Origin of the sequence: Denitrovibrio acetiphilus DSM 12809 (genome assembly GCF_000025725.1) — a bacterium.
GTDB classification, from domain to species: domain Bacteria; phylum Chrysiogenota; class Deferribacteres; order Deferribacterales; family Geovibrionaceae; genus Denitrovibrio; species Denitrovibrio acetiphilus.
Genome location: NC_013943.1, coordinates 2,451,346 through 2,468,802, shown reverse-complemented (window position 1 = coordinate 2,468,802; position 17,457 = coordinate 2,451,346). Strand labels below are relative to the sequence as shown.

10 protein-coding genes and 1 riboswitch are annotated in these 17,457 nt (G+C 42.3%); of the genes, 4 read left to right on the top strand and 6 right to left on the bottom strand.

All coding sequences use genetic code 11. The features are described from left to right. Positions 1-49: 49 nt before the first annotated feature. The gene (locus DACET_RS11730; RefSeq protein ID WP_013011594.1) at positions 50-3,484 is read right to left on the bottom strand and encodes a pyruvate carboxylase; all 3,435 of its coding nucleotides are present in this window, start codon (positions 3,482-3,484) and stop codon (positions 50-52) included. Positions 3,485-3,882: 398 nt separating this feature from the next. Here DACET_RS11730 and DACET_RS11725 point away from each other — a divergent pair, with 398 nt between their 5' ends. Beyond that, a complete protein-coding gene (locus DACET_RS11725) occupies positions 3,883-4,476 on the top strand; it encodes a LolA family protein (RefSeq protein ID WP_013011593.1) in 594 nt (197 codons plus the stop codon). On the opposite strand, the gene DACET_RS15680 is transcribed toward DACET_RS11725, so the two are convergent. From DACET_RS15680 to DACET_RS11710, 3 genes are all read right to left on the bottom strand, one after another. Beyond that, positions 4,473-6,899 carry a cache domain-containing protein gene (locus tag DACET_RS15680; RefSeq protein WP_013011592.1) on the bottom strand — a complete coding sequence of 809 codons (2,427 nt, stop codon included), beginning with the start codon at positions 6,897-6,899 and terminating at the stop codon, positions 4,473-4,475. The two genes, DACET_RS11725 and DACET_RS15680, sit on opposite strands and share 4 nt — an antisense overlap. 70 nt (positions 6,900-6,969) lie before the next feature. After that, complete coding sequence (gene rnr, locus DACET_RS11715) at positions 6,970-9,018, bottom strand: ribonuclease R (protein WP_013011591.1); 2,049 nt, start codon at positions 9,016-9,018, stop codon at positions 6,970-6,972. Then, positions 9,002-10,396 (bottom strand): sigma-54-dependent transcriptional regulator, encoded by a 1,395-nt coding sequence (locus tag DACET_RS11710; protein WP_013011590.1) that lies wholly within the window; start codon positions 10,394-10,396, stop codon positions 9,002-9,004. The genes rnr and DACET_RS11710 overlap by 17 nt, the downstream gene beginning before the upstream one ends. Before the next feature lie 123 nt (positions 10,397-10,519). Further along, a riboswitch (ZMP/ZTP riboswitch) is annotated at positions 10,520-10,605 on the top strand. 60 nt (positions 10,606-10,665) lie between these two features. On the opposite strand from DACET_RS11710, the gene DACET_RS11705 reads away from it, so the two are divergent. Beyond that, a complete protein-coding gene (locus DACET_RS11705; protein WP_013011589.1) occupies positions 10,666-11,904 on the top strand; it encodes a serine hydroxymethyltransferase in 1,239 nt (412 codons plus the stop codon). 56 nt (positions 11,905-11,960) lie between these two features. Here the strand turns inward: DACET_RS11705 and ybgF are convergent, their stop codons facing one another. Together ybgF and DACET_RS11695 are read right to left on the bottom strand one after the other, a co-directional pair. Beyond that, on the bottom strand, positions 11,961-12,716 hold the full coding sequence (ybgF, locus tag DACET_RS15675) for a tol-pal system protein YbgF (RefSeq protein WP_013011588.1): 756 nt from the start codon (positions 12,714-12,716) through the stop codon (positions 11,961-11,963). Positions 12,717-12,727: 11 nt separating this feature from the next. Next, positions 12,728-13,618 (bottom strand): chemotaxis protein CheV, encoded by an 891-nt coding sequence (locus DACET_RS11695; protein ID WP_013011587.1) that lies wholly within the window; start codon positions 13,616-13,618, stop codon positions 12,728-12,730. Between the two features lie 109 nt (positions 13,619-13,727). On the opposite strand from DACET_RS11695, the gene DACET_RS11690 reads away from it, so the two are divergent. Further along, positions 13,728-16,349: a tetratricopeptide repeat protein gene (locus DACET_RS11690; protein WP_083772415.1), complete on the top strand. Its 2,622-nt coding sequence runs from the start codon at positions 13,728-13,730 to the stop codon at positions 16,347-16,349. Next, positions 16,325-17,452, top strand: a complete 1,128-nt coding sequence (locus DACET_RS11685; protein WP_013011585.1) for a sensor histidine kinase — start codon at positions 16,325-16,327, stop codon at positions 17,450-17,452. Before DACET_RS11690 ends, DACET_RS11685 begins: the two co-directional genes overlap by 25 nt. Positions 17,453-17,457 lie beyond the last annotated feature (5 nt).

The window sequence follows — 17,457 nt, the reverse complement described above, 5'->3', positions numbered from 1 at the left end:
GATTCACCGAGGCAGGCTTTTTTTGTTCCAGTGAGATTATCTATGTTTTTTATACCAGCTTTATCAGCAGGTCTCCGGATTCTATTTTGTCACCTTCGTGAAGGAATACTTCACTGACTTCTCCATCCGCCGCAGATGCAATCTTTGTCTCCATTTTCATTGCTTCGGTTATGAGGAGCACATCACCTTTGGCGACTTTATCGCCGGCTTTTACGTTAACTTTTGTGATGCTGCCGGGCATTGTGGCGCAAACCTCATTAGGATTTGCCGGATCACCTTTTGCATTAGATTTTATGATGTCTGTGAGCGTCTCGTCTTTTACTGTAACCGACCGAGGTTGCCCGTTCAGCTCAAAGTAGACTTTGCGCATCCCTTTTGCGTCTGGTTCGCTGACATTCATATGGCGTATGATGAGAGTTTTTCCCTCTTCTATGTCGAGTTCAATTTCTTCTTCTTTTTCAAGAGGGTAGAAAAATGATCTTGTGCAGAATACAGAAGGGTCTCCATATTCGCTGTTGAATTTTACATAGTCTTTGAATACTGCCGGATAAAGTGCGTAGGATATAAGTTCTGTGGGGGAGAAATCACGCCCGAACATATCTTTTAGCTCTTTTGCTGCTGCTTCGAAATCGAAGTCTTCGAGCAGTTCTCCGGGGCGGCAGTCCAGAGGTTTTTCACCTTTAAGCACTATCTCCTGAAGTCTTTTCGGAAAACCACCGTAAGGCTGCCCCAGCATACCCTTAAAGAATGAGACTACTGAATCAGGAAAATTAAGTGTGTCGCCCTTAATGTATATGTCATCAACTGTGAGATTATTTCTTACAAGAAACAGTGCAAGGTCTCCTACAACTTTGGATGATGGAGTGACTTTGATGATGTCGCCCAGCTCTTTGTTTACCTCAGTATACATCTGGCGCACATCTTCCCATCTGTCGATGAGTCCCATTGCTTCAACTTGTACTATGAGGTTGGAATATTGACCGCCGGGGATTTCATGCATATACACTTCTGCGCTGGATGCCTTCATTCCGCTTTCAAATGGGAAGTAATATCTGCGAACCCTGTCAAAATAGTCAGAAACGTTTTGCATTGCTTTTTTGTCAAGAGTTGAGTGTTTGTCCTGCCCGTCAAGAGCCGCTGCTATGGAGTTCATGTTCGGTTGTGAGGTGAGACCTGACATTGAGCTTACTGCGGCGTCAATGATGTCTGCACCTGCTTCGAAAGCCATAAGTGCAGCCGCTTCTGCATTACCGCTGGTGTTGTGTGTATGGAAGTGAACAGGTAGCCCTGTCTCCTCTTTGATCGCTTTGATAAGGGTTTTGGCAGCATATGGTTTCAGAAGCCCTGCCATATCTTTGATGCCTATAATATCTGTTCCGGCTTCTGCCAGTTCTTTTGCTATGCCTGTGTAATAGTTTAGGGAATACTTTGTACGTTTCGGGTCTGTTATGTCGCCGGTATAGCATATTGCAGCTTCTGCGATGCGTCCGTTCTTTTTCACTTCTTCGATGGCAGGTGTCATCTGTTCAACCCAGTTGAAGCAGTCGAAAATCCTGAAAATGTCTATTCCGTTTTCGCAGGCGAGCTTTATGAACTGTCTGACTACATTGTCGGGATAATTTGTGTAACCAACAGCGTTGGAGGCACGCAGCAACATCTGAAATAGTATATTCGGAGCTTTCGCCCGAAGCTGTATCAGCCTGTCCCATGGTGATTCTTTAAGGAAACGGTAGGCAACGTCATATGTTGCACCGCCCCACATCTCCATAGAGAAAAGTCCGTTCAGGTGATGTGCATAATACTCTGCGATATCGAGCATATCTTTAGTGCGGACACGGGTGGCAAGGAGAGACTGGTGGGCGTCTCTGAAAGTGGTGTCGGTAAAGAACGCCTCGTTTGATCTGCGTACGTGGTCTATAACCCCCTGAACGCCTCTTCTGTTCAGAATATCTTTAGTCCCTGCCGGAACAGGCACACCGTATGGAACAACCGGAGGATTGATACTGGGGAGTATTATCTCTTTTGAAAGACGTGAACCGGACGGGTTGTTAATTATATTATTTGCCAGAAATTTGAGAGCTTTTGTTGCTCTGTCCTGTCTCTGTTTGAATACGCACAGGTCTTTGTTGCTGTCTACGAAAGTAGTATTGAAGTTGCCGTTAAGGAATTTTTCGTGAGAAATCACTTTTTCTAGGAACTGGATGTTTGTTTTGACCCCTCGGATACGAAATTCGCTCAGAGCCCGGTGCATCTTTCGGGCGGATTGAGCAAAGGAGTGGGCGTGGGTGGATACCTTCACCAAGAGGGAGTCATAGTGAGGTGAAATTTTGGCGTTTGCAAAACCATTTCCGGCATCCAGCCGCACACCAAACCCCGCGGCAGTTCTGTATGCCTGGATTTCTCCCGTGTCAGGGAAAAAGTTGTTTTCGGGATCTTCTGTTGTTACACGGCATTGAATTGCATAGCCGTTTTTTCTGATTGTGTCCTGAGATTCTATGTCAATATCCGGAGAGCTTAGTTTCTCTCCCTGGGCAATGTTGATCTGTGACTGAACAATGTCTATACCGGTGATGAGCTCCGTTATAGTGTGTTCGACTTGAAGTCTGGGGTTGACCTCCAGAAAATAAAAATCTTGTTTTTTGTCAACGAGAAACTCCACTGTGGCAGCGTTTACAAGTTTAGATTTTTTACCTATTTCTATGGCTGCGTTATACATTTGCTGAAGAGTTTTGTCGTCTACGCTGATGGAGGGCGCTATCTCAATAAGCTTCTGATGGCGGCGCTGTATGGAGCAGTCACGTTCGAAGAGGTGGACAATGCTACCGTGTTTGTCTGCGAGGAGTTGTACTTCTATGTGTTTCGGTTCTTCAATGTATTTTTCTATAATTATTTCGTCATTTCCGAATGCTTTCAGAGCTTCACTTTTGGCAGAACCGTAGTTCTCCAGCAGTTCTTTTTTGTTTTTCGCAATTCTGATGCCTCGTCCGCCTCCGCCTGCGACGGCTTTGATCAGAACAGGGTAGCCTATAGACTCGGACACAGATGCCGCCTCTTCTGTTGTGGCAACAGTGCCGACCGAACCTTCAATTACGGGTACTCCGCACTTTTTCGCAAGGATTTTTGCGTTCTTTTTATCTCCGAACATGTTGATTGTGTCAGAGTCGGGGCCGATAAATATGATTCCTGCTTCTTTGCAGGCTTTTGCGAACTCTGCATTTTCAGCGAGAAAGCCGTAACCCGGATGTATTGCATCTATCTTTTTATGTATAGCAAGTTGTATTATTTCATCGATATTCATGTAAGCTGCAACAGGATCGAGACCTTTGCCTATTAGGTAAGCTTCATCAGCTTTGTATCTGTGGAGTGAATATTTGTCCTCTTCCGAGTATAGAGCCACGGTTCTGATACCCATCTCGGTACAGGCTCTGAAAGTACGGATAGCTATTTCACCTCTGTTGGCTGACATCAATTTTTTTATTCTCATATGTACTCCAAAAAACCATATTATTTTATCAATATGCTAGGTTTCGTTATGGATAATATAACGTAATATGTGAATTGTCAATGCCCTTAAAAGCTATACAGGCAAGGGTTATGCCTGTAATTAGTCTGCATGTGTTACTGTATAACGGTTTTTGATTAATTATAGATATATTAGATTGTGGTTTTTAGTGTTGCTGCGGCAAGAGGGGTAGTGTCATAGAAAAAACAAATATTGGCTAGTATTATGCTTGCTTCATTTATAAGTGTTTTCTTTCAGAACGGCTTTGAGTAATGCTTGAGACGGATTATGTAGATCAATTGTATTTAGCGAACCAAGTTGCCTTTACACTTGTCTTTATACAGTATATATTTAGAATTCGAAAACCGAGGTGACTATTCATGAAGAAACTTATTCTGACATACATGGTTTTGATGCTGACCTTTTTTGTTGCTCACTCCCGCACGGCTGAAGAGGTTGTCGCGGCTCTATCCACAGTGCAGAGCTATACTGCTGATTTTGTCCAATCAACTGAGATCGAAGGTTTCGGAGAGGACGTTTATAGTGGAAAGATATTCATTAATATTAGTAAACAGGCGATGTGGGATTACAGCAAACCGTACCGCCAGTTTTACCTTTTCGATAAAGATTCTATGAATTATTATGACAGCGAGACAAAACAGCTCATCGTGCAGAAGCTTGATCCTTCAGCGAATGTATTTATGAGGCTAATGCTGAACCCTGCTGACATCAGAAAAGATTTTGACGTGAGTTTTGAAAATGGGAGGCTGACTCTTTCGCCCATAGGTGATATAGGGTTGTCAACTATAGTGTTCACTGTCGAAAACGACACAGTAAAAGGTATCAGCACGAAAGACCAGAATGGAAATAACACCAGCGTGGAATTTAAGAATATAAAAAAGGATATTGCGATACCATCCAGCGTTTTTAAACCTGTTATACCGGAAGAGACTGAAGTTTTCAGATATAACTAGATTACGTAACTGTCTATGTTTGCTGTGGGTTGTCCTATGTGATAGCCCTGTATGTAGTCTATGCCCATCTCTATCACTTTGAGTTTTACGCTTTCCGAGTGGACAAATTCGGCAACAGTTTTAATATTAAGCTGGTTGGCAAATTTTATAATTGTGCCGACAATGATCTGAGCCTGAGTGTCTTTGTCGATGTTTTTGATTAGTGATCCGTCAATTTTAATGATATCCACCTGAAGCTCAGAGAGGTAGACAAAGTTGGAATAGCCCGAACCGAAGTCGTCTATTGCAACCATTGCGCCTGTTTTCTTTATCTCTTTGATGAAGTCGTTTACAACCTCAAAGCTCTCTATACCCTCGGACTCAAGCAGCTCGAATATCACTCTGTTAGCTATCCCGCTCGTTTTCAGAAGATCAAGTATAAACTTAGACGTCGATTCATCCATCACGTCTTCAATAGAGAGATTAATGGAGAACATAAAGTCATTACTGGTGAACATTTCAAAAGACTTTGTAATTATGCGTCTTGTGATATGCTGATAAAGTTTGGTCTTTTTGATGATGTCCAGAAACTGGAAAGGGGTTATCACCTCGTCATGGTCAATAAGCCTTAAAAGACATTCGAACTTTTCAACCTCTCCGGTCTGAGAATTAGCGATAGGCTGGAAGTAAGGGACAAGAGTATTTTCGTTAAGTGCCCTTTTAACTATTTTAGTCCAGCGTATATCGTTTTCATATTCATCAACAATGTCTATAGAGCTGTCATAAATTGTGTACGGCAGTTTCTTTTTGTCGGCGTGGCGCAGAGCCATACCTGCTTTTTCGAATATATTGCCTTTTTCAGCAGAAACGCCTGCTGTAACTGATATGTCAATTTCAATTTCGAGCTCTTCATATTTAACATTAAAATCAAGGTATTCTGTGAGCTCATGTACGAGAGTTTTGAGAGTGTTTCCTTCAATATCAGAGTCGATGAGTATAGCGTATTCGTTCCCGTGAAACTTATATGTTTTCATATCGTACTTATTGTCAAATGATGAAATACGTTCGCCAACATCAATAAGGACAAAGTCGCCGATGATGAAACCGTATGTTTCGTTTATCTTTTTGAATGAGTCAATATTCAGCATAATGAGTATGGGGGAGTCAACTGTATTCAGGTCGTTGACCAGCTTGTTTCTGTTGGGAAGCCCTGTCAGGTGGTCAGTGTAGAGTTGATTAGTGAGTTCGATATTGAGCTCTTCAAGCTCTTTGTTTCTATTTTCGATGTCGTGTTTGTAGCGTGAAAAGATCTTCTGAATATTGACAGAAAATACATATGATACACCAGAGGCAACAATTGCGGCTATTATAAAGAGAACCAATGCATATTGTTTGTTGTCGGTTATCTTTTTCTTTAGTGCTTCGTTTCTGGCGTTGATAAGCGGTGTGAGGTCGTTCATGGCGACAGTACCGCACATAAGCCAGTTCCACTGTTCGTAAATCCGGCAATAGGAGATAACCTGATTTGTTTTGTCCCAGTCTTTATATTTCTCTTTATGGAAGACAAACAGGTCATTCTTCTGTAATGCATACGATAGTAAGTTTTTATAGTAAAAAACTCCGCTGGAATCAGATATTTCGGTTAGGTCTTTTCCGTTAAGATCTTTATTGCCTGGTATCGAAACTCCTCTCCCATCTGTGTTGATTATGAAGTAGTGTCCATCATTGTCAAAGTTTACCGTGTCTATCCTATGGGTAACTTTTTCTTTAATTACATCTGAGATGAAGTCTTCGTTAAAAGAGCTTCCTATGTACCAGTCATGTATTCCGGCAGGCTTGACATAGCTTATTCTCTGGACAAATTCTGTGGAGTCTGCTTCTTTAGGCATCATGTTTTCAACAAACCCGCCGCCTTTTTCAAATGCTGTGACTATTTCTGTCTGTACAGGCATGGTTCCGAATGGTGTTTTTAGTTTAAGAAGGTTGGTTCCGCTTTTATATTTAGGGTGGTAGATTACATTGCCTTTTTTATCAAGGATGTATAAGTATCCTTTCCCTTCGTCCCAACTGTATAGCTTAAAGAAATCTATTAGGTTTCTATCTATCTCTTTGTCGGTGAATTTGTTGTGAAATTTCTTATTGTAGCTGATTGCAAGGGAGACGGCTTCGTTGACTCTGTCTTTCATGTTTTCTTTAATAGCATTTCTGGTTTGCACAGTGTTGAACTTAGTAAAATCCAGCAATCTGCCGACTTCACTTTTTAAGTTTGTCTTCTTTGTTTCAATGAAATTTTTGACAAGCTGTGCCCGTTCAGTTTCAAACTCAGTGTTTGTCTGACGGACAATGAAGGCTATCATGGCAACAGTCAATACGAATATAATGGCTATCATATTGATGAGACTTATTCTGCCTATATTTTTTTCGTTGAACATTTTTGCAAACATTACACGTCCAAATGAAAGTGATTGTTAATGAAATTATAACTCATATGCAATACGTATATCAACCCCGTAATTATTTGGCAGGAAAAAAGTATGCTTCCTGCATGTCCATGTCGATACGTTCGACCATTACTTCTATCAGGTCGGCAGCGCGGAACATTTTGCCGGTGACCCTCCCTCTGACTATCTGTTCTTTTTTCATGAACTGATAGACATCTCCCGGGATTGACTCAAGAGAAACAGTCCCCTTCAGCATTACGGATTCGATATATATATTGAGACCAAATGCGCCGACAGACATTACGACAGCCCCGAAAGGTTCGTCGACATGTTTTGCCAGATATTTAAGTTTTTTGAATTTACTGATGTCTCGCTCAGCATTTTCTGCCCGTTGTTCGTTTTCTGTTGAGAGCTTGCATGCATCGTCAAGTCCTGCTTCACTGTGATATTCAGTACCGAAAAGCGTGTTGCAGATCAGCCTGTGCACCATGAGGTCAGGATATCTGCGTATCGGGCTGGTGAAGTGTGTGTATGAATCTGAGGCAAGCCCGAAGTGACCGATATTGTTGGTGTTGTACTCAGCTTTTGCCATTGTCCGCACAAGAGCGCCGCCGAGTATGTCCGCATAATCAGAGTTGTTTACGGCTTCATTGATCTTTTTTACATCTTTCGGGGTAACGTCTTTTACAGTTACATCAACTCCGAATGTTGCAGCCAGACCTGCGAAGTCTTCAAGCTTCATAGGGTCAGGTTTGTCATGTATTCTGTAGACAGATTTTTTTGTATGCTTTTCCAGAAATTCACTGACAACTTCATTTGCTTCTATCATGAAGTGCTCTATGATCCTGTGTGAGAGATGCCTTTCTGCCGGAATAATAGCCGTTACTTCGCCATTTTCGTCCAGTTCAAAGGTTGTTTCCGGAAAGTCAAAATCAAGCATTCCGGCTTTTGCTCTGCGCACCATTATTTTCCCTGCCAGTTCTTTTGAATCTTTAAGCAGGTCGAGTATTGCCTTATCTTTCTCTTTGGTGTTTTTCTCAAGCACATCATTCACAGAGTTATATGTAAGTCTTCTGTCGCTGTTTATTATTGAACGGTAGAAATAAGCTTTTTTTCTCTGTCCGTCTTTTGTATAAGTTATTTTTGCTGTTAACGCCAGCCTGTCTTCATTAGGACGCAGACTGCAAAGCCCGTTAGATAGGCTTTCCGGCAGCATGGGTACAGCAAATTCAGGGAAATAAAAGCTCGTGCCCCTTCGGTAGGCTTCGTTATCCACCGGTGTTCCCGGCTGAACAAAGTGGCAGACGTCAGCTATATGAACATAGAGAATAAATTCATTTTCTGTCTTCTCGATAGATATTGCATCGTCAAAGTCTTTAGCTGTTTCGCCGTCAATAGTTACTGTGGGCAGGCTTCGGAGGTCTGTTCTTGCGCCCGGATTTTTCATAAGCTCAGGCGATGTTTTTTCGACATATTTCTCGATACTTTCAGGGTAGACTTTATCTATGTCGTATCTGTTAAGCACGATTTCATCTTCTATGCGGGGGTCACTCAGCATCCCCAGAACTTTGTTCACCTGTCCTCGGGCTGCGGAGCCCTCAGATGGGAAATGGGTCAGCTCAACCAGAACAACAGTATCGTCTTTGTACTGAACTTTATTTGATGTGAGATATATGTAAGTGTTTACCTTTCTGGTCATCGGAACCACACGCATGATTCCGGCGAGATTTTCTATCCTGCCGACAATTTTCTGTTCGGATCGTTCGACAATTTCAACGACACGCCCTTCCTGTTTGCCCCTGAATGTCTCTGGTGATATAGTGACTTTGTCGCCGTGCATAGCACCGTTCATCTTATTTTTGGGGATGAAGATGTCCCGTCCTTCTCCATCATGTGAGAGAAAGCCGTAACCGTTAGGGTGCAGGTCAAGTTTGCCTGTGATTTCGGTGGGGGTGTTTTTAGATACAAATGTTCCGTTGCGATATTTTTCTGCTTTATTCTGACGTACTAGATCGCGAAGCTGTCTTTTCAGCGTCTTTGCATCAAGCCCAGACTGTGAAAGCAGCTGCTTAAACGTCAGAGGTTTTTTGCTTCTATTTAAAATTTTAAGAGTCTTGTTCAAAACCGTGTTCCCTTACCTTTTTGCGGAAGGTATTCCTATTGATGCCAAGTATTTTGGCTGATACTGATTTGTTGTTGCCTGTTTTATCCATAACAGCTTTTATTATAGGGTACTCAACAATTTTCATGAACTCGTCGTAGGCGTTGTTACCCTCAGAAAGTATTTCTGATTCGATAATGTTCAGTGCCAGTTTATAGAGGTCATGAGATGTACTGGACTTACCGGAGCCTGTCCCCTGTTCAAAAATCTTAGGCGGCAGATTTTCGAGCTTGATAACATCTGTTTCTGCATTTACAATAGCATACTGAATACTATTTTCAAGCTCTCTGATATTACCCGGCCATCGGTATGCTGTCATAGCGTCAAGGGCTTCCTCACTGCATGTGAGCACTTTATCTTTGATTGATTGATGTTTATGAAGGAAATGGTTGGTGAGATAGGCTGTATCTTCTTTTCTTTCATAAAGGGGCGGCAGCTCTATGGATACGACATTAAGTCTGTAGTACAGGTCTTCTCTGAATTTACCTGTAGAGACGAGTTCTTCGAGGTTTCTGTTAGAGGCTGCAATAATTCTGGTATCAAGCTTTAGGGTTTTGTTGGAGCCTATCTTTGTAACTTCTTTCTCCTGAATAACGCGCAGAAGCTTTGACTGAAGCCCCATATCCATTTCAGATATTTCATCCAGAAAGATAGTGCCGTGGTTTGCTTCTTCGAATTTACCTTTTTTATCGCCGATGGCGCCTGTGAAAGATCCTCGTTCGTGACCGAACAGTTCGCTTTCAAGTAGTTCGTTCGGGATTGCCGCCATGTTTATGGGGACGAAAGGCCGCTCGCTGCGTGCTGACTGTTTGTGGATCATCCTTGCGATGACCTCTTTGCCGGTTCCTGATTCGCCCAGTATGAGCACATTGATATTAGTTTTGGATATCTTGCCTATCAGCTTGTATATCTCGAGCATCTTTTTGTTTTTTGTTTCGAAATCGTACTCTTTACTGTCTGAAATTGTGCTCTGTGGTATATTCCCGCATAGGGAGATGACCTTGTTTTTAAGTTCCAGTAGGTCGAAAGGCTTTGAAAAGAAATCTTTTGCTCCGGATTTGATTGATTCTATAACATTAGAGCCTGTGTCCTGAGCAGTCATTATAATGAAGTGTGTTTCTTTGAAAAGGTTAGACCATTTTTCTGTGAGGCTGATGCCGTTATATTCTCCGAGGAATATATCCACGAGGCATATATCGACACCTTTTGCCAGATAATTTTCTGCCATGTTCGGTTCTGTTGTTGTTAGTACGTCGATTTTTTCATCAGAAAGTCCTTCTTTAAGGAGCCAGAGGATGTTCTCTTCGTCATCGACAACTAGTACTCTTATTTTTCTCATTCTATATATATAACTTATGATTAAAAAATAATCAATGAAATGTCCCTGAGTATGTGTTTTTTATGCATATTTTTTAGACATTAAATAATCCTTTGACAATATCGATTAATTTGATTAGATTTTACTTAGCTGTATGACTGACGCTTTTGGAGGAGAACACCTCCGGGGAGTACAGCAATTATAAGAAGCCGTGCGTCTGGGCTGTTTCAGTAATATGAAACGTCTGGACTTTTTTTTGTCCGGACATGGAAAAAAGGAGGCTTTTTATCATGGAACACCTTTCAAATTTCGACCCCGAGGTCTCGGGACTTATCAAACAGGAAGAGCAGAGGCAAATTGACAAAATCCGTCTGATCGCTTCAGAAAATTATGTTTCTCACGCCGTGCTGGAGGCTACAGGGAATGTTCTAACCAATAAATATTCTGAAGGCTACCCCGGAAAGAGATACTACGAGGGGCAGCAGTTCATTGATCCTATCGAAACTATTGCCATTGAACGTGCGAAAGAGCTTTTCGGTGCGGAACATGCTAATGTTCAGCCCTACTCAGGTTCACCTGCAAACATGGCGGTTTATCTTGCTTTTGTTAAGCCCGGTGATACTGTCATGGGCATGTCCCTTTCGCATGGCGGGCACCTTACCCACGGCTCGCCGGTAAGCATCACAGGGAAATATTTTAATATCGTTTCATATGAACTGGACAGGGACACAGGACTTCTTAACTACGAAACCATAAGGGAATTAGCAGTTAAGAGTAAACCAAAAATGATTATTGCAGGGCACTCAGCTTATCCGAGACAGATAGATTTTAGAAAATTCAGAGAGATAGCTGACGAAGTCGGCGCGGTTCTTTTCGTCGATATGGCACACTTTGCAGGGCTTGTTGCCGGCGGTGTTCACCCTTCGCCTGTCCCTTATGCCGATGTTGTATCCACAACAACACATAAAACTCTCAGAGGACCAAGGGGCGGTATGCTTCTTTGTAAAGCGGAATATGCCGCAGCTATTGATAAAGCTGTTTTCCCCGGGATCCAGGGTGGACCGCATAATCATACGACAGCGGGGATTGCTGTTGCTCTGAAAGAGGCACTTCTGCCTGAATTTAAAGAGTATGCCGCACAGGTAGTTAAAAATGCCGGAAAAATGGCGGACTGCCTGACGTCTATGGGGTATCAGCTTGTCACCGGCGGAACAGAGAATCACCTGCTTCTCATAGACCTGAGCAACAAAAATATCACGGGAAAACAGGCCGCAAAGGCTCTCGATAAGGCAGGAATCGTTCTGAACTGTAACGCTGTGCCTTATGATACCAGAAAACCCTTTGATCCCAGCGGTATAAGGATGGGGCTTGCTGCGGTTACGTCAAGAGGATTTAAAGAGGCAGAAGTTGAAAAAACTGCCCAGTGGATAAATAAAGCTATAGAGAATTTTGAAAATGAAGAGGTTCTCGAAAATATATCAAAAGAAGTCAAGGAGCTTTGTGTTAAGTTCCAACCTCCCGGCCTCTAAACGAAAAAAGGCGGAGCAAGTGCTCCGCCTTTTAATGTATGTTTCTGAATATAATTCTAGTTTACGCCCCAGAAGCGAAGTTTCTGAGTTGCGAGCCTTGCCGCATCTGACTCAGGGTACATATTGACAACTTTCTGAAGCGACTTAACAGCGTTGTCTTTATCAGAGATATTGCCGTAGCTGTAGCCCATTTTCAGAAGTGCGTCCGGTACTTTGTTACCTTCGGGATACCTTTCAACCAGTTCCTGAAATTTCATTACTGCACTTTCGTAATCTTTTTCGGCATATTTGATTTCACCGAGCCAGTACATTGCATTGTCAGATCTTTCCACGTCAGGATATTTCATAAGAAATTCATTAAATTTTGTTTCGCTTTCGGCGTATTTACCGTTGCGGTACAGTTCGTATGCATAGGTGTAGAGACCAATTTTGTCCTGAATGTTGTCTTCTACAATAATAACTTCCTCGTCGCCGGATTTCATTACTATTGGGGAGTGATCGGCAGAAAGTTCCATTTTAGTTCTTTCAAGCTCTGTAACGCGTTCTTTTATTTCCATAACGTCAGAGTTGGTAACTGTCATCTCTTCACGAAGCTGCGAAATCGCATCTGAGTTTCTGTTGATACTTTCGGTGTTTACACGGATATCTTTATCCAGTCCCTGTATCTGAACCTGCATGTCGCCTATAGTAGACTGAATGCCGAGCATTTCATCCTTGATGTTATTAAGACTTTGCTGGACAAGATCCTGATTGCCTGTACAGGCAGAAAGGGAAAGTCCCGCTATCATAACAATTAAAAACTTCTTGTACATAACTTCTCCTTCTATATTAAATATTTATCTACTTCATTGACGAGTATGTCTGTGTCCGGCTTGCCTATGAACCGGTTTGCTCCGACACTCATAACTTTTCTTTCATTTTCTTCGGATGCCAGAGAAGAGAAAACCAGTACGGGAAGGTCTCTTGTATCCGGATGTGATCTGATAGTTTTAACTACAAAGGCTCCATCTGTCACAGGCATTTCAAGGTCGGTGACAACTAAGTCGGGAAGCTGTTCTTTCATTTTGTTTAAAAGAAGTTTGCCATTCTCAAAAGAGAAAGTGGTATAACCGGACTGTTCCAGATGTGAATGCAGGAAACGTCTGATAACGCTTGAGTCTTCTGCAAGATAAACAGTTTTTCCTTCTCTCTGGGGTGCTTTAGAGTAGTCAACTTCAATGTCTTTCAGTCCTGTTTCAGGGTTGAGCTCCAGAACGATTTTTTCAAAGTCGAGGAGCTGTATAAGGTTGCCCCCTATGTCTACAACGCCGAGCACAGTTTCAACCAGACTGAAATCTGTGATGGATGAGTAATCTTTTATATCCGCCCATGTTATGCGGTGTATACGGACAACTTCGTCCACTACAAAGCCGTTATATTGGTGGTTAAAGAAGGTTACGATGATCTTTTTTTCTTTATAATCCTCGTCATACTTTAGCTCCAGCCACTGAGCAAGATCTATTATCGGTATTAGCTTTTGTCTGATATTAGCTGTACCCACGACACTTGGGTGGGCATCCGGCACTTTGACAATTTCGGGAAATCTGATAACTTCCCTTACTTTTGCCACATTTATGCCGAAGTGGTGCTCTTTTGTGTCTGATTTGATAATAAATTCAACGATTTCGAATTCGTTGGTTCCTGTTTCGAGCAGTATTCCGTGATCTAGTGCCATGTTTCACCCTCGTGTTTGTTACTTAAGTTACCATGATTAAAGCGAGTCTTCAACAAATAATCAACAAAGGATAGTTGCAGGGTTTAACGCCTTATTGTAGAATAAGCCAATGGGTAGAATATTTTTCATACTTTTAACCTTTTTGATGTTTCATATGGCTTTTGCTGCGGGTGTTTATATCCGCAATAATGGTCATTTTTCTGAATTTATAATATCCGGCATGGCAGAAAGCATCGTTTCTGTCAGTGAAGGGGAGAGCAGAATGGTTGTGGAGCTCACGACACCCCTTTCCGCAGATGCGGCCGGAAGCTTCAATGACCCGTTCATAAAATCCCTCTCCGTGGATGGCAGAATGGTCACTCTCTCTTTCTTTCCTAATACTGACTATACCCTCAGCAGAAGCAAAGGTGATATTCTCATCACCGCAGCGAGGAAGAAAACTTCTGACGACATACAGCTTGGTTACGGCATCGAACAGCCTCTGATTAAGTCAACTGACAGGATTCTGGCAGATAAAAACGCAGAAGAGGTTCTGGGGATGATGGATGACGCTATGGCGGAGGAAGACCTGCCATATGCTCTTTCTCTCGCGGAAAACTTTCTTAATTCCGGTATAGAAGGATATTACAGGCAGGAAGGTCTTTTCCGTATGGGGATGATCTATTTCAAAATGGGTGAGCAGTCTGACGACAATTATATCTTTGCCGCACGGATTTTTGATGATTTCCTTAAGCAGTATCCGGATTCTTTCAGGAAAAAGGATGTGCTGATTAAAACAGCAGAGGCAAAGGAACTCGCCATGCTTTACAGTGAGGCGGTATTCTCTTATAATAATATAATTAAATCATTACGTGACAGGGATATACGGAAGATGTCGTATGAGCGTATCGCAGAGATATATTCGAAATCAGGACAGTATGTTCAGGCAATTGATGCTCATGAGAATGTCATATATAATTTCCCTGAAACCTTTACCATACAGACTGCAAAGATAGGGATGCTGCATGCCAAAAGGAAAGATTTTGATCTTGCCTATAAAACGTTTCTGACTGTACTCGACCATAAAGAGGAACTTGGGCTTCTCGGTGCGGAAGAGCTTTATACCATGGGGGAAGTTCTCAGCAGCAGGAATAAGTTCGGTGTTGCTCGAGAGGCTTTTGAAAAAGTTTATTCCCTTTACCCATCTGACGAGCTTGCGGATATGTCTATGTACAGGTCTGCTATCATGCTTGAGAAAGAGAATAAGGGTGATGCCGTTGATGCACGCCTTGATATATGCAGACAGGTATACAAAGAGAAGAAGGGCGGTTTGCTCTGTGCTGTCATGTTTGCACGGAGACACATAGAAGAGAAGATGCCGGAAGAGTGGGAAACCGCTTTGGAGTCTGCTCTGAATTCTGATGATCTGGATATTCGTGCAGAAGCAGAGCTTGTGTTGATCAAAGCATTTTTTAAACAGAATAAATATGAGGATGCTGACAAGAGGGTTGAAAATTTCATAAGAAAGAATTTTACTTCAGATCACCTGCCTGAGGTTTACGATATCCGGCAGCAGATAACACTCACAAAAGCAAAAGATGCGTATAGCAAATCTAATTACGCACTTGCCCAGCAGCTTATCGAAGGCATGCTGGAGGTGTTTCCGGATACTAAACATAAAAGAGAGGCACTTGAAATCCTCCAGGATATACGCTTCGGAGATATAAGAGACAGGTTCGCAGCAGGTCAGTATAAAGAAACAATAGATGATCTCACGAAATTTCTGCTTGAAAATGATGATCTTATAAACCCTGATAAGTGGGTTGCGATGCTGGAAGAAGCTAAGTTTGCCTATGCTCAGGAACTTTACCAGCAGGGGCACCTGACAGATGCTGTCATTGCAGCGTCAGAATATCGGGTGTCGTTCCCTGAGGGGGCGCATCTTACTGAGGCGTCAAATATTCAGAAGGATGCTATTTCCATAACAATTGATGATTATTATGAAAAAAATGAATTTATAAATATAATTGGTCTTAATGAACAGAATTCAGATTTTATACAAAATGGTGGAGACCGTATATTCAGAGATAAAGTGAAAAGTATCACAGCATTTTCACTTTTCAAAATGGGGATGAAAGACCAGTCTCTTACGATGCTTAACCAGGTTGAAGATAAGCAGAACCCTTATTATCTCATGACAGCTATTATGCTTGACCAGTTAAAAACTGATGTAAGTCCAGATGTTTTTACAGATAATATGATGGGGTTTCTTGTTCAGGAGCTTGAGAACACCAGACCTGACTACCTCATTGAGCTGCTGAAAAAGTATACGAATAATAAAGCATATGCAGCGCAAAAGATGTATAGCATCAGTAAAGATGTTTTCGATGACCTGAAGAGGGAGTCAATCCTTTTTGATCTGACTCAGAAGCTGGACCGGGACGAGGGAACACGCTTTGACGGATATGAAGAGGTATATCTGGACACGGGAATATCTTATTATAAAAGAAATAATTTTGAAAATGCGGCGACCGCGCTGGAGAAATTTAAACTGCAATACAGCCCGAGGGACGAAAAGAGAGCCGAAGGACTTTATTATCTCGGAAAAACATACCGCAAAATGCAGGGGAAGGACGAACAGGCTGTCAACGCTCTGATGGAGCTTCTTGAGAGTGTCCCAGGCTCTGTCTATGCAAGTGCGGCTAGAAGCGAACTGGAGGAGATCAAGTGGCGGAAAAACCTGACAAAGTAGATCAGTCGAAAGAGCTTGCCATGCTTATGGAGGCATTCGAACAGTTTAATAAAGCGTCCAGACAGCTTGAGGATAAGTACGCCATAATTGAGGCTGAAGCAAAAAAACTTCGGGAAGAGGTTCAGGAAAAAAATGCCGAGCTTTCGAAATTGTCCGGTCTTATGGAATCTGTCCTTAATAACTCAAATAGCTGTGTTATTGCTGTGGATGAAAGCTTTAAAGTTTTGGTGAAAAATCCTGTTGCTGATCAGCTGATATATGAAATAGGAGAAGATATTTTTTCAGGAATGCTCAGGGCATACAGCCGTGCCGGCGTTTTTGACCATGAAGAGGGCGGACTGACATTTCGTCTGTCTGTGGGACTTCTGGACACTGACGAGCAGAGAGGCTATGTCTATGTTATCAATGACATCACCCACCTGCGTCATCTGGAGATGGAAAAGCAGCGAGATGAAAAACTTAAACTGATGGGGGAGATGGCTGCAAATATCGCCCACGACATAAGAAACCCGCTGGGGAGCATAGAACTTTTTGCATCCCTTCTTGAGCGTGACCTGCAAAAGAATGAACCGGGGATGAAGCTGACCCGTTCCATCGTTAAAGGTGTTAGGACGATTAATTCTATTATTAATAATATTCTTATATTTACCAAAGAAATACAGCTTGTTAAGTCGGAGCACTATGTGGCTGATATCGTTGATGATGTTATACTTTACATGCAGCATCTCATGCGCGAGAAGAAAATTAAATTTATCAACAGGATAGATGAGGAGCACATGCTCCGCTGTGATATGGAGCTCTTTAAACAGGTTGTCATGAACCTTGTGCATAACGCGATAGATGCAAGCTCTGAAAAAGGCGAGATAGTTATGGATTCTTTTTCTGAAGGAGATGTGAGCGGATTCATTGTCTCAGACAAAGGAACCGGAATTACAAAAGAGCGGCGTAAGAAACTCTTTATCCCTTTTCAGACAACAAAAGCGAAAGGAACCGGTCTGGGGCTTGCGATTGTTTATAAGATAGTCAAGGCTCACGAAGGGAACATTACAGTAGAAAGTGACGGCAGCAGCTATACGAGATTCAGAGTGGAGCTTCCGGTTTAATAGTT